The following is a 14,201-nucleotide window of genomic DNA, read 5'->3' on the forward strand; positions in this document are numbered from 1 at the left end:
GATGAAGTTCTCCATGCCCGAGGAGGCCGTTGATGAGTACTGACACGACCAGGACCGAGTCCAACAAGGCCGCGGCGCGGCGTCTGTATGAGGAGATCGTCAACAACGGGCGCCTGGAGCTCCTGGACGACCTCATCGACTCGGACGCCGACGATGAAACCCGGGCCCGCGCAGGCTGGTCAGCAGGCCGTGACGGCTTCCGCCAGCACGTCGTCTGGCTGAGGGAGGCCGTAGGAGATCTCAAGACGACCGTCACGGATCTCGTGGCCGAAGATGATCGGGTGGTCGTATTCTGGCGAATCGAGGGTATCCACAAAGGTGACGTGTTCGGTGTGCCGGCGACCGGCAGGCCGATCAACGGCACCAGCATCAGCTGGATCACCTTTCACGACGGCCGGATCGTCAGCTATGACGTGCTTCCGGACCGCCTCACCATTCTGCGGCAAATTGGCGGTGTCCCGGTCTGAGGGGCGTTCGGCCCGACTGCTCGTCATATCGGCGCTGGAGGTCCTTCGGGGCCTGCCGGCGCCGACCACTGAGCTGTGTGTCTTCATGCCGAAGGAGCACCATGACGCGGGAACTGTCCACGTCGGATATCACCGGGATCCACCAGACGTTGGCCCTGTTTGCGCACGCTGTCGACAACAAGGAGACAGACGCGCTCAGCCTGGTTTTCACCGACGACGTCACGATTGAGATCGGGGTGGGAAAGGGTATCCTCCTCCACGGGCTCGATGCCTTCCGCGACTATGTGCGGCGGCTCCCGGCGGACACCGCGGACCATCAGACCGTCGACACCATAATCTTAGTGGACAATGACGGAACTGTCCGGGCACGCAGTCGCTACCTGGCTGTTCGGGCCGACGGGTCGATCACCAATGGTGACTACCTCGACATTGTCACTCGCACTCCGCGGGGATGGCGGATCAACTATCGGAGAACCGTGCACCGCTATCCCCGGGTGGACGGTCTCATCGGGCCGACAGCAATCACCGACGAATGGCGCCCAAAGCCCGCGCGGGCGCCTCTGCCGATTCAGTAAGATCGATAACGGGCTACGCTGACGACCTGATCGGCGACGCGTGACCCAGCGTTCTGGTCAGGTCGACCAACTCGGCGTGGTAGAGCTTGGCGGGGTCCAGTATCTGGGGCCGCAGGTGGCCGTAGACCTCGAGCGCGATCAGCCCGTGCAGCCGGCCCCAGATACGCAGCGAGAGCGCGACCGCGGACGGCGGCAGTTCGGGGAACGACTCACCGACCATGGCGACGAAGGCCGGATCGAAATCGGACCACCGATAGTCGTCGATAGCCTGGCTGCGCTCGACTGCCGGCCAGGCGGCAGCGACGATCTTCAGAAGCACCCCGCACGCGCGGTATTCCGCGGCCAGGGCGGCCGCGCCCTCTGGAGCCTGACAGCCGGGGAGCGGGTCGCCGTAGACAAGCTGGAACTCCCCGGTGTTGTTGATCGCCCACTGCCGATAGGCCAGGCCGACCGCCAGCAGCTGAGCCCCGGGGTCGTCCGCGGGCCGGGTGGTACGCGCCATGTCCAGCAGTTCCGCGAGCTGGCCGTAGACATCGGCGATCAACGCAATGACCAGATCGTCTCGGGTGTCGTAGTAGCTGTAGAGCGCACCCGCGGTCATCCCCATCTCGCGGGCGATCGCACGCAGCGAAACAGTGGCCGCTCCACCCGCGGCCATGTGCTTGAGCGCAATCATCTTGATCTCCCGGACGGTCTCCGCCCGGAGGCGATCTCGCCGGCGCGGCGTCGGCTCCTCCACGCCTGACACTCTACAGCGCTGAGCTACTATCCCATGTAGTAAGTTTGAACACCGTGTAGGATACGAACGCCTCATAGTTGAAGCGCCTCACAGCCGACGCAGGGCATCAGGCCTGCCTCGACCAACGCCCGCCTCACCAGCCACGTCCGTGGCCGGTGACAACTCCGCGCAGGAAGAACCGAACCCGTGGATGCTTCCGTGACCCGCCCGCAGGAGCGGTCCGGGCTCAAACTCGCCCTGCTGGCGTTCGCCCAGTTCGTCGTCGCCATCGACTACAACATCGTCTACATCGCCCTGCCCGACATCGGCCGTGAGCTCGGATTCACCGCCCAGTCGCTGCAATGGGTGGTCAGCGCCTACGCCGTGACGTTCGGCGGATTCCTGCTGCTCGGCGGCCGGGCGGCCGACCGGCTCGGCGAGCGGCGGATGTTCATCCTCGCGCTCGGGCTCTACGCCATCTCGTCGCTGGGAGGGGGCTTTGCAACCGAGCCGTGGATGCTGCTGACCGCCCGAACCGTCCAGGGCCTGGGCGGCGCGCTGCTGTTCCCGACAATCCTGTCATTGATCAATAAAAGCTATGCGGAGGGACCAGAACGCAACAAGGCGCTGACGGTCTGGGGCGTCGCGGCAAGCGGCGGCCTCGCCGCCGGCGCACTCCTCGGTGGGCTGCTCACCAACGGCTTCGGATGGGCCGCGGTCTTCCTCGTCAACGTGCCACTCGCGCTGGGCGCGGCGATCATCGCGCCATGGCTGCTTCCGGCGGATCCGCCACGCGAGGGCGGGCGCGGGGGCTTCGACGTACCGGGCGCGGTGGTCGCCACCGCGGGCATCTCCCTGGTGGTGTTCGGCCTGGCCAGCGGACCGGATGAAGGATGGTCCTCGAGCAGGGTCGTCGGGTCCCTGCTCGTCGGTGCGGCGCTTGTGGCAGCCTTCGTCCTCATCGAGCGGGGCACCCGCAACCCGCTCGCGCCACTGCGGCTTTTCGGTAACCGCAGTCTGGCCGTCGCCATGATTGACATACTGATCCTGGTCGGCACGCTCGGCGGGGAATACTTCTTGTACACCACCTACCTGCAGAATGTGCTCGGTTACAGCCCGCTTACCGCCGGTCTGGCCTTCCTGCCGCTCACTCTGATCTCCATGGTCGGCGGGAAGATCTCCCTGACGCTGCTCAACCGGCAGGGTATCCGTCCCACCATCTTCACCGGGATGCTCGTCGCGGGGATCGGGCTGGCCGCCCTCGCCATGGGTATGTCACCGAACAGCTCGTTCGCCGCGTTGCTGCCCGGCCTCATCATCTGGGGCCTCGGCGCCGGCATCGCCTTCAGCGCGCTGTTCGTGGCGGCGTCCGCCGGAGTCTCGCCCGCCGAGCAGGGCGTCGCCTCAGCGCTGGCTTCCACATCCCAGCAGCTCGGTAGCGCCATAGGGCTGGCCGTCATCGTGGCGATCGCCCGCGCGGGCCTGACCGGCCAGACGGATGCTCCGTCAACCATTGTCGACGGGCTTCGCACGGGGGGATGGGTCGCCGCGGCCGCCACGGCGGCTGGCGCTCTGATCGCGCTCACCCTCAAACGTCAACCGGTGGCACCCACAGTGGACGCAGTCACCCCAGAGGGGCCCGACAGCATCGCCGCCGGAATGACGATCTCAAACGCGCTCTAAAACCGTGACTGCTTGGCTGAAGACCTCAGCACCCCGGGGCCTTCAGCCAAGCGAAAATATAATCATGCGACATGTGTCCTACCAGTAATTCCGCTCACGCGATGCACGCACCCCAGCCCCACTTCTTGATCCACATTCTGTTGCTGGCGCCACTCAACCTGTCGGCCGGTGGCAAAGATCGTCATTCCGCTCCGGCTGCGCCAGCGGTCCGGGCGCCATTCCCGTACCGATGCGGAAGATCCCGATGAATATTCCCAGGGATGTTTCCGCCACCGCCGTCGACGAACAGCGCGATCGCGCCAAGGCAGCCGGCCAGATCCCTGCCCGCGGCCTGCGAGCATCGCGCCCACGCACACCCGGAGACGACGTCAGCAGCCCCTGAGCTGATGACGTGAAGCAAATCACATCCGCTTCACTTCCGCATATCATTGCACATAGCTAATATGATTTCCGTGAGGTCCAATGAGAGCCAGCCAGGGCTTGTGCAGCCGCGCTGGATAGTGTGGTCGACAACCAGCCACCTCCTCACGTCGCGACGCCATATCGATCTTCTTCGGGTATCAAGCGCGGCCTGTCTGCCCTGAATTCCCGGCAGGTTTCCAGGCGGGTTCCAGCGCATCAGACCACTCCGGCCGCAAATCTCCGCGGATCTCGGTGACACGCGAAGACAGCTCGGCACACTGGCCAGGCGGCCCAATCCGTCCTGCAAGCATCCTGGCTGGCACGGACGGATGCCCGCCCAGCCGAAATGTGCCCGTAGCCAAAACACCGGAGACGAAGCTTCCGCTCGCCCGGCGCCCACCTCACCCGCGTTCATTTTTGTCCCGCTTTGTCCCGTGCTCCTGATATCGACATGGGTAATTTTGATATCGGCATCCAGCCGCTTTCCGTCGCATCTCTCCTGATTCTCGTCGAGCCCCTCGGAGCCCTCGCATGCGCTTTACCAGGCCCGTACACCGCAGCGCGTGTTTAAAATCGCCGCTCCGGCTCGCTGATCGAAAGCCCGGCCGCACACACGCTCGCATAGCGGGAGCAGCCGTCACCGCGACGCTCTTCCTTGCCGCCTGCGGTTCGAACGCTGGGTCCACCGCTACCTACGCGGACAAACCGGTGCCCGGTGGATCCCTGACCTACGGGATCGACACCGAACCGACCTGCTTCGACATCCACGTCAGCCAGCAGGACATCACCGCGGCGATCCAGCGTAACGTCTTCGACTCCCTTGTCACGGAGGACGATGCCGGTACCTTCCACCCGTGGCTGGCCACTTCCTGGGACATCGCACCGGACCTGACGAGCTTTACCTTCCGGCTGCGGCAGGGGGTCACGTTCACCGACGGCACCGACTTCAACGCCGATGCCGTGCGGATCAATTTTGACCATATAGTCGCAAAGACGACAAAATCGCAGTACGCCGCGAGCCTGCTCGGCCCCTACACCGGGACAGACGTCATCGATCCATACACCGTCAAGGTCAATTTTTCCAAGCCGTTCGCCCCGTTCCTCCAGGCGGCCAGCACCGCCTACCTCGGCTTCTACTCGCCGAAGACACTGACGGCCAATGCCGACAAGCTGTGCGGCGGCGGCCCGGTCGCCGTCGGCACCGGGCCGTTCACCTTCACCAGCTACACAAAGGGCCAGCGCATCGTACTGACGAAAAATCCCGCATACGCCTGGGCCCCGGCTACCGGCAAGCACACCGGCCCCGCCTATATCGACACGCTGACCATCCGCATTCTCAAGGAGAACGCGGCACGGGTCGGTTCGCTGACCAGCGGCCAGATCGATGTTATCAGCGCTGTTCCACCGGCGAATGTAAAGGCCATCCAGGCCGACCAGAACCTTCAGGTACTGCGCAAGGATATCGCTGGCGCGCCCTACAGCCTCTACCTGAACACGTCCCTGGCTCCGCTCAACGACGAGCGCGTCCGCACCGCCATACAGCGAGGGGTGAACCTGGACCAGGACGTCAGTACCGTCTACTTCGGCCAGTACAAGCGAGCCTGGAGCCCCATCTCGGCAACCACACCATCGTATGACGCCACGTTGGAGAAAAGCTGGCCCTACGAGCCGGCAACGTCCAACCAGCTCCTCGACCAGGCAGGCTGGACCGGTCGTGACGCCGCTGGGTACCGCACCCGGAACGGCATACGTCTCACCATCGAATGGCCTACGGTGCCGGCATTCGTGCGGGAACAGCGTGACATCCTGGGCCAGGCGATCCAGGACGACCTCAAAAAGATAGGTGTCGAGATCACCCGCCCAGCCGTGGACATCGGCACCTACGTCACCAAGGCCTACGGCGGCCAGTTCCAGGTGCTGGACTTCAGCTGGGGCCGGTTCGAGCCGGATGTGCTGCGGCTGTTCTTCAACAGCGGCAGCACCCTGGCCACTGGCGGCCAGAACGCCTCGCTGCTCAGCGACCCCGAGGTGGACAACTGGACCGACACAGGCGCGGCCACGCTGGACCAAGCGACCCGCAATGACGTCTACGCCAAGACCCAGAAGGCGGTCATCAACAAGGCCGTTGTGATCCCGGTGTACACGTCAAGCTCCATCATCGGAGCGGCCGGGTACGTAAAGGGAATCGCCTTCGACGCGAACTCATGGCCACTTTTCTACGACGCCTGGCGTAACAAGAAATAGCACCTCACCGAGCTGCGCTGATATTTTTCCATCAGCGCGCCCTGGACTCGCCTCGACGGATCGGCTCATGGATACCGGATGCGTTCACCACTGGCTACCAGACGTGCCCTGTTCAGCGGACGGGGAATAATACAAGGGGCTGCCGAACGCCTGCTCGCGGGGACGGCGGTGATGCTCGGGGCTGCGACGCTGGCCTTCGCCGCGCTCCAGCTCGTCCCTGGCGACACGGTAGCGGTCCTGTTGGGGCCGACGACCACGGCCTCCCCCGAGATTCGGCAGCAGATCAGGACCGAATTCGGGTTCGACCAGCCCGTACCGGTACGGTACGCGCGTTACGTCGGCAACCTCCTCCACGGCGATCTGGGCAGCTCCTACCAGCTCCAGCAGCCTGTGTCGAAACTGATCAACGATCAGATCTGGCCTACGGTCCAGCTCACCGTGGCCGCGGTCGCCCTCGCCGTCGTCATCGCGGTGGTGTCCGCGGTGGTGACAGCTGGACGGCGGCCGGCCCTGCGTGCCACCGCCACGGCCTGGGAGCTGGTGGCGTTGTCCACCCCGCCGCACTGGCTGGGGATCATGCTGTTGACCGTGTTCTCGTTCCGGCTCCGGATCTTCCCGGTGGCCGGCGCGCAGAGCCTCTCCTCGCTTGTGCTGCCCGCGGTCACCCTCGCGCTGTCAGTGGCCGGTGTGCTGGGTCAGGTGTTGCGTGAGGGCCTTGAGGCCGCGCTGGAACAGCCGTTCGTGGTCACCGCGCGCTCCCGCGGCCTGAGCCAGAGCGCGGTCAGGCTGCGCCACGCCTTCCGGCACGCGGCGACACCCTTGCTGACGCTGGCGGGCTGGCTGACCGGGACGCTGCTCGGCGGCACGGTGGTGATCGAGACGGTCTTCAGCCGGCCTGGCATCGGATCGCTGACCATGCAGGCGGTGACCAGCAGGGACCTGCCGGTCGTGCTGGGGGTCGTCCTGCTGTCGGCCTTCGCCGTCGTCCTCATTTTCACCGTGGTGGACCTGCTCCACCTGGTCATCGACCCGAGACTGCGGACGACGGAGGCAGCCCTGTGACAGCTGTCGGCTCCGTCGTCCCGCTGGGGGCCGGCGCCGTGCCCAGTGCCCGGCGCCGCCGGAGAGGCCGTCCCGCCCTGGTCGTCGCGGCCGTGGTTCTCCTGTTGGTCACAGTTGTGGCGATCGCGCCGGGACTGTTCACCGATGCCTCCCCGACCGACACCGACCCGGTGAACGCGCTCGCGGCTCCGGGTGGTTCGCACTGGTTCGGTACTGACCAGATCGGCCGTGACGTTTTCACCCGGATCCTCTATGGCGCTCGAACGTCGCTCCTGCTCGGTCTCGGCGCGATCGCGCTCGCCGTCGGCGGAGGCACGCTGCTCGGCCTGACCGCCGCGCTCGGCGGGCGCGTCGCCGATCTGGTCCTCATGCGCCTGGCGGATATATTGATCGCGATGCCGCCGGTGCTCCTGGCGCTGCTGGTGATCGCCGTTCTCGGCGCTGGTACGACCAATACCGTGCTTGCCATAGCGGCGGCGCTGATCCCGGTATACGGACGGCTTGTCCGCGCCGAGGCGATGGTGGTGCGGCGCTCGGGTTACGTCGAGGCCGCCGTGGGGCTCGGCCTTCGGCGGGGGCTGCTGGTGGCGCGCCATGTCCTGCCCAACGCGCTCGGTCCGGTGCTCGTGCTTGCCACGGTCGGCTTCGGCACGGCCCTCATCTACGCGTCCGCCTTGAGCTTCCTCGGCCTCGGGACGAGGCCACCGGCCCCGGAGTGGGGCCTGATGCTGTCCGAAGGCCGCGACTTCCTACAGACGGCCTGGTGGATCGGGGTGTTCCCGGGAGCGGCCATCGCCGTCACCGTGATCGCCGTCAACGTGGCCGGCCGATATGCGCAGGCCCACTTCGCCGGTAGGACCACCCGATGACCATGCCCGGCGCCGCCGATCATCCTCTCCTTGTCGTCGACGGTCTCGACGTGACGTTCCATCCGGGCTCCGGGCCCGTCCGGGCGGTTCGGGACGTGTCGTTCACTCTCGGCCGGGGCGAGTGCCTCGCCCTCGTGGGCGAGTCCGGCTCCGGCAAGAGCGTCACCGCCCGCACGCTCGTCGGCCTCACCGGTGCCCGCGCGGCGGCCACCGCGCGCCGGCTGGTGTTCGACGGCAGGGATCTGAGCACTCTGACCGAGCCTCAGTGGCAAGCGGTGCGCGGCCGGCGGATCGGCCTGGTGCTCCAGGACGCCCTGGTCTCGCTCGACCCGCTCCGGACGGTGGGCGCGGAGGTCGCCGAGACGTTACGCACCCACCGGGTTGTCGACCGGGCCGAGGTGCGCGGCCGGGTGCTGTCCCTGCTGACGGACGTGGGTATTCCCGATCCCCGACAGCGTGCGCGCCAGTACCCGCACCAGCTTTCCGGTGGCCTGCGGCAGCGGGCGCTGATCGCATCCGCGATCGCCGCCGGTCCAGCGCTGCTGCTCGCGGACGAGCCCACGACCGCTTTGGACGTCACCGTCCAGGCACAGGTTCTCGACCTGCTCCGGCGGCTCAAGCACAGCGGCATGGCGCTCCTGCTCATCAGCCACGACCTCGCCGTCGTGGCCGGGCTCGCGGACACGATCGCGGTCATGCACAGCGGGCTGATCGTCGAGCAGGGGCCGACGGACCGTGTGCTGAGCAGCCCACGACACCCGTACACCCGGGCGCTGCTCGCGGCCGCACCCGCCATGCACGCCAAGGGCGCCCGGCTGTCGGACGCCGCGTCCGGGCAGCCCGCAGCCGGCCCGGACGGTTGCCCGTACGCGCTCCGGTGCCGGCTCGCCGACCAGAGGTGCCGTGACGAACTGCCCGCGCCAGCCGACGCCGGACCAGGGCATGGCGCGCTGTGCTGGTACCCCATGGCGGCACCGGAGGAAACTCCACACCGGCTGTCGGTCGTCGAGACGGCGCGGCCGCCAGCTCCGCGTGGCGGCCTCCTCATCGAGGCTGAAAGCATCTCCAAACGGTTCCGCTCCCCTGACCAGACCTGGCATCACGCGGCCCGGGACGTGTCGTTCCAGCTCCGGGTGGGTGAGGCGCTCGGCCTGGTCGGCGAGTCGGGCTCGGGCAAGACGACGGTGGCCCGCATCGTGCTCGGCCTGCTTGAGCCGGACGAAGGCACCGTCCGGCTCGCCGGTGCGCCGTGGAACGGAACGGCAAACGGAGCTGGAGCTAGCGCCGGAGCGGCGGGACAGTCAGGCGGCAGGATCCGCGAGCGCGACCGCAGGGCGTACCGCCGGCGGATCCAGGCCATCTACCAGGACCCGATGGGTTCGTTCGACCCGCGTTACACCGTCGAACGCATCATCGGCGAGGCGGTGGCCGGCCCCCGGCGCGGACGGGATCGACGGGTGAAGATCATCGAGCTGCTCGACCAGGTAGGCCTGGCCGCGAACATGCTCCAGCGGCGGCCCCGGGAGCTGTCCGGGGGCCAACGCCAGCGGGTCGCGATCGCGCGGGCACTTGCACCATCACCTGATGTGATCGTCTGTGACGAACCGGTCTCCGCGCTCGACGTGTCGATCCAAGCCCAGATACTCGATCTGCTCACCGCCCTGCAACGCGGCCTCGGGGTGGCGTTGTTGTTCATCTCCCATGACCTCGGGGTGATCCATCATGTCAGCGACCGGCTCCTCGTGATGAAGGACGGCCGCGTCGTCGAGACCGGAGATGTCAGGCAGGTGTTTTCGCAGCCGGTCCATACCTACACGCAGGAGCTCCTCGCCGCGATCCCTCGGCCCGGCAAGGCTGGTGAAGCTGAAGTCGGCCAGCATGCGACGGTCCCCCCATGATTCCCCGCGCCTCCGGGAAGCAAGACCCGGCATGACAAGCGGGTCAGAACCTCGTGGGCCGAGGATGACCCGGGATTCGGTTTCCCGGCCGCGGCGGGTGCGCGGCCGCATTCCGGTGTACCCCCGTCCGGCCGCTGGGACGGAATTTTCCGGCGCACCGGCCGGCCGCACCGCTGAATTCGGTACACGTTCTGTTTGCCATTGAGCAGGAAAGGGTCACAGTATGAGCGACAAACCGACTGTTCCCGGAGCAGGAACCGGGGCGGCCGAAGCGGTCGCCGTCATCGGGCTTGCCTGCCGGCTGCCGGGAGCGCCGACTCCGGAAAAATTCTGGCGGCTTCTCACCGACGGCCAAAGTGCCATCACCGAAACCCCGGCCGAGCGCTGGAACTCCGCCGCCGACGCCCACCCCGGCGGCTTCCTCGACCACGTCGACCGGTTCGATCCGGCTTTCTTCGGCATCTCGCCCGCTGAAGCGATCGCCATGGACCCGCAGCAGCGGCTGATCCTCGAGCTCAGCTGGGAGGCCGTCGAAGATGCGGGCATCCTGCCCGCGAGCCTCGCGGGAGTCCGGGCCGGCGTATTCATGGGAGCCATCGCAAGCGACTACGCAACCCTGCTCCACCAGCAGGGCGACCGCACCATCACGCGCCACACCCTGACGGGGCTCAACCGTGGGATCATCGCCAACCGGGTGTCCTACACCTTCGATCTGGCCGGGCCCAGCCTGACGGTGGACGCGGCTCAGGCATCCTCCCTGGTAGCCGTTCACCTGGCCTGCGAGAGCCTGCGCAAGGGAGAGTCCGCGCTCGCCCTCGCCGGCGGCGTCAACCTGAACATAACGCCCGAAAGCACCATCACCGCCGCACGATTCGGTGGCCTGTCACCGGACGGCCGCTCCTACACCCTCGACGCCCGTGCGAACGGCTATGTGCGCGGGGAGGGTGGTGGCGTCGTCGTGCTCAAGCCGCTCGCCCGAGCGCTGGCCGACGGCGATGACATCTACTGCGTGATCAACGGTGGCGCGGTCAACAACGACGGCGCCACCGACGCGCTCACGATCCCGAGCCCGGCAGCGCAGGAAGCGGTCGTGCGGCTGGCCGTCGAACGGTCCGGTGTGGATGCCGCTGAGCTCCAGTACGTGGAGCTCCACGGCACCGGGACGAAGGTCGGTGACCCGATCGAGGCCGCCGCGCTCGGTGCGGCGCTCGGCGCGGCCCGTCCCCCCGGGCGCCCGCTCCTGGTGGGCTCGGCCAAGACGAACGTGGGCCACCTGGAAGGCGCGTCGGGAATTGTCGGCCTTCTCAAGGTGATCCTGAGTATCCGGCATCGCCAGATCCCACCGAGCCTGAACTTCGAGACACCCAATCCAGAGATCCGTTTCGATGAGATCAACCTGCGGGTGCAACAGGCCCTCGCTCCGTGGCCGCGACCGGGCAGGACGCTCGTCGCCGGGGTCAGTTCCTTCGGGGTGGGGGGAACCAACTGCCATCTGGTGCTCGCGGAGAAGCCGGTATCCGATCGTCCGGCCGCGAACGGCGACGGCGCCCCCGGCAAGGGGGCTGCCCCCGGCACGACCGCCGTAGCCGGCCCGCCGGTGATCCCGTGGGTGATATCAGCGAAAAGCGAAGCTGGGTTGCGTGCTCAGGCCGCGGCGCTGCGCGAGGCCGTTTCCGCCCGGCCCGAGATGGGCCCGGCGGACGTCGGATTCTCGCTCGCCACGACCCGAACGTCGTTCACCCATCGGGCGGTGCTTCTCGGTGGTGACCGCGAGGAGCTCCTGGCCGGGCTCGCGGCGCTGGGCAGTGGGAAGGTGGCACCCGGCCTGGTGAGCGGAGTCGCCCGGGACGCCAGGGACGCCAGGGGCGTCGTGTTCGTCTTCCCCGGCCAGGGCTCGCAATGGAGCGGTATGGCCCGGAGCCTGCTCGAGACATCCCCCGTTTTCGCCGGACACCTCCGCGCCTGCGCCGAAGCCCTGGCACCACACGTCGAATGGTCGCTGGACGACGTGCTGCGCGGCCGGCCGGACGCGCCGTCCCTGGACCACGTGGAGGTCGTCCAGCCCGTGCTGTTCGCGGTGATGGTCTCCCTCGCCCGGCTCTGGAGCTCCTTCGGGGTTCACCCGGACGCGGTCATCGGCCATTCCCAGGGTGAGATCGCCGCCGCTCACATTGCGGGCGCGCTGTCGCTGGAGACCGCCGCCACAATCGTGGCGCTACGGAGCCGGGCCCTGGCCGAACTCGGCGGCTCCGGTGGCTCTGGTGGCATGGCCTCCATTCCCCTGCCCGCCACCGACGTGCGCTCCCGGCTCACCCACTGGGCGGACCGGCTGAGCATCGCCGCCGTCAACGGGCCCGCGTCCACCGTCGTCTCCGGCGACCCGGGCGCGCTGAACGAACTGCTCACCGGATACCGGGCCGACGGCATCGATGCCCGCGCCATCCCCGTCAGCTACGCGTCCCACTCCGCGCAGGTCGAAAGCATCCGGGAACAGCTGCTGCACGCCCTGTCCGGGATCACCGCCCACACGTCGGACATCGCGTTCTACTCCACCGTCACCGGCGGCCTGCTCGACACCGCCACGCTTACCGCCGACTACTGGTACCGCAACCTCCGCCAGCCGGTCCAGCTCGACCAGGCGATCCGCGGCGCGCTCGCCGACGGGCACCGGATGTTTGTCGAAACCAGCCCCCACCCGGTCCTTACGGTGGGAATCCGCCAGACCCTCGACAGGGCTGACCATGCTGGCGGCGACGATGCTGGCGGCGACGATGCTGGCGGCGACGGCACCGGCGGCCTGGGCAGTGCCATCGCCGTTGGCACCCTGCGCCGTGACGACGGTGGGATGCGGCGGTTCCTCACCTCACTCGCCGAGATCCACACCCATGGCGGCTGGGTGAACTGGCCGGCCGCATTCAGGCCGGATGCCCGGCGGACAAGGCTTCCTACGTATCCTTTCCAGCGCGAGCGGTTCTGGATCGACACGTCGGCTGCCGAACCCCCGCGGGCGCCGGGGAGGATTGCGCACCCTCGTTCGGAGCCAGCGACGCACGCCGGCCCGAAACCAGCGCAGGACAGCGGCGCGGAGCATCGCGGCGACGCGGCGGACAGTTCATCCTCGCTGGGACAACGCCTGGCCAGGCTGTCCGCGGGCGAACGACAGGCCGCGCTGGTCGACGTCGTGCGCGGATGCGTCGCCGTCGTCCTGGGACACGTCCTGCCAGGCGCTGTCGACGCGACGTGGACGTTCAAGGACCTCGGGCTCGATTCGCTCGGCGCGGTGGAGTTCCGCGACCGGCTGTCCGCCGCGACCGGCCTGCGACTGCCAGCGACCCTCACCTTCGACCACCCCACGCCCCACGCCGTTGCGCACCACCTGGCGGCCATCGCGACAGGCACGCGGCACTCCGGCGCGGTCGAGACCACGGCCACGGCCACAACCGTGAACGACGAACCGATCGCGATCGTGGCCATGAGCGGCCGGTGGCCGGGAAGTGCGGGCTCCCCCGAACAGCTGTGGCAACTGCTGGTCTCCGGCGCCGACGCGATCGGGGGGCTCCCCACCAATCGCGGCTGGGACCTTGCCAGGATCTATGACCCCGAACCAGGCAGGCCGGGCACGTCATACGCGCGCGAGGGCGGATTCCTCTACGACGCCGACCAGTTCGACGCTGCCTTCTTCGGCATCAGCCCCCGCGAGGCGGCGGCGATGGATCCCCAGCAACGGCTGCTGCTCGAGACGTCCTGGGAGGTCCTCGAGCGGGCGGCTATCGACCCGGCCTCCCTCACAGGCAGCCGGACCGGGGTGTTCATCGGCGCGATGCAGCAGGAATACGGTCCTCGCCTGCACGAGGCGTCCGAGGGCCTCGAGGGCTACCTCCTGACCGGCAGCACCACCAGTGTCGCCTCGGGCCGGATCGCCTACACCCTGGGGCTGGAAGGACCGGCCGTCACCGTCGACACCGCCTGCTCCTCCTCCCTGGTGGCCATCCACCTGGCCAGCCAGGCGTTGCGGCGGGGAGAGTGCACGCTGGCCCTGGCCGGCGGGGTCGCGGTGATGGCCGCCCCGGGCATGTTCACCGAGTTCAGCCGGCAGCGTGGGCTGGCCCCCGACGGCCGGTGCAAGCCGTTCGCCGCCGCCGCCGACGGCACCGCCTGGGCCGAGGGCGTGGGAGTCGTCCTGTTGGAGCGGCTGTCGGAGGCCCAGCGCCTCGGCCATCAGATACTCGCCGTGATCCGGGGCAGCGCCGTCAACCAGGACGGTGCCAGCAACGGCCTCACCG

The 14,201-nt window shown here is 68.0% G+C and carries 10 protein-coding genes; 9 read left to right on the forward strand and 1 reads right to left on the reverse strand.

The window, feature by feature from the left end; all coding sequences use genetic code 11:
• Positions 1-32: 32 nt before the first annotated feature.
• A complete protein-coding gene (locus tag MJ777_RS19180) occupies positions 33-467 on the forward strand; it encodes an ester cyclase (protein WP_239347413.1) in 435 nt (144 codons plus the stop codon).
• A 101-nt stretch (positions 468-568) separates the two neighbouring features.
• Positions 569-1,042, forward strand: coding sequence for a nuclear transport factor 2 family protein (locus MJ777_RS19185; RefSeq protein ID WP_239377343.1), 474 nt, complete (start codon positions 569-571; stop codon positions 1,040-1,042).
• 13 nt (positions 1,043-1,055) lie between these two features.
• Here MJ777_RS19185 and MJ777_RS19190 read toward each other — a convergent pair whose 3' ends face one another.
• Positions 1,056-1,781 carry a TetR/AcrR family transcriptional regulator gene (locus MJ777_RS19190; RefSeq protein ID WP_239347410.1) on the reverse strand — a complete coding sequence of 242 codons (726 nt, stop codon included), beginning with the start codon at positions 1,779-1,781 and terminating at the stop codon, positions 1,056-1,058.
• Between the two features lie 198 nt (positions 1,782-1,979).
• Between MJ777_RS19190 and MJ777_RS19195 the strand changes: the two genes are divergently transcribed.
• From MJ777_RS19195 to MJ777_RS19220, 7 genes are all read left to right on the forward strand, one after another.
• Positions 1,980-3,443, forward strand: coding sequence for an MFS transporter (locus tag MJ777_RS19195; protein WP_239377344.1), 1,464 nt, complete (start codon positions 1,980-1,982; stop codon positions 3,441-3,443).
• Positions 3,444-3,886: 443 nt separating this feature from the next.
• Complete coding sequence (locus MJ777_RS23225) at positions 3,887-4,027, forward strand: putative leader peptide (protein ID WP_370651395.1); 141 nt, start codon at positions 3,887-3,889, stop codon at positions 4,025-4,027.
• 526 nt (positions 4,028-4,553) lie between these two features.
• Positions 4,554-6,089, forward strand: a complete 1,536-nt coding sequence (locus MJ777_RS19200) for an ABC transporter substrate-binding protein (protein ID WP_239347407.1) — start codon at positions 4,554-4,556, stop codon at positions 6,087-6,089.
• Positions 6,090-6,167: 78 nt separating this feature from the next.
• A complete protein-coding gene (locus MJ777_RS19205; RefSeq protein ID WP_255724117.1) occupies positions 6,168-7,151 on the forward strand; it encodes an ABC transporter permease in 984 nt (327 codons plus the stop codon).
• Positions 7,148-8,020, forward strand: a complete 873-nt coding sequence (locus MJ777_RS19210) for an ABC transporter permease (protein WP_239308017.1) — start codon at positions 7,148-7,150, stop codon at positions 8,018-8,020. Before MJ777_RS19205 ends, MJ777_RS19210 begins: the two co-directional genes overlap by 4 nt.
• Positions 8,017-9,918: a dipeptide ABC transporter ATP-binding protein gene (locus MJ777_RS19215; protein ID WP_370652774.1), complete on the forward strand. Its 1,902-nt coding sequence runs from the start codon at positions 8,017-8,019 to the stop codon at positions 9,916-9,918. Before MJ777_RS19210 ends, MJ777_RS19215 begins: the two co-directional genes overlap by 4 nt.
• A gap of 223 nt (positions 9,919-10,141) precedes the next feature.
• On the forward strand, positions 10,142-14,201 hold a 4,060-nt coding region (locus tag MJ777_RS19220; RefSeq protein WP_239377345.1), incomplete at its 3' end, for a type I polyketide synthase.

This window comes from Protofrankia sp. Cj5 (assembly GCF_917627405.1).
In the GTDB taxonomy this organism is placed as follows: domain Bacteria; phylum Actinomycetota; class Actinomycetes; order Frankiales; family Frankiaceae; genus Protofrankia.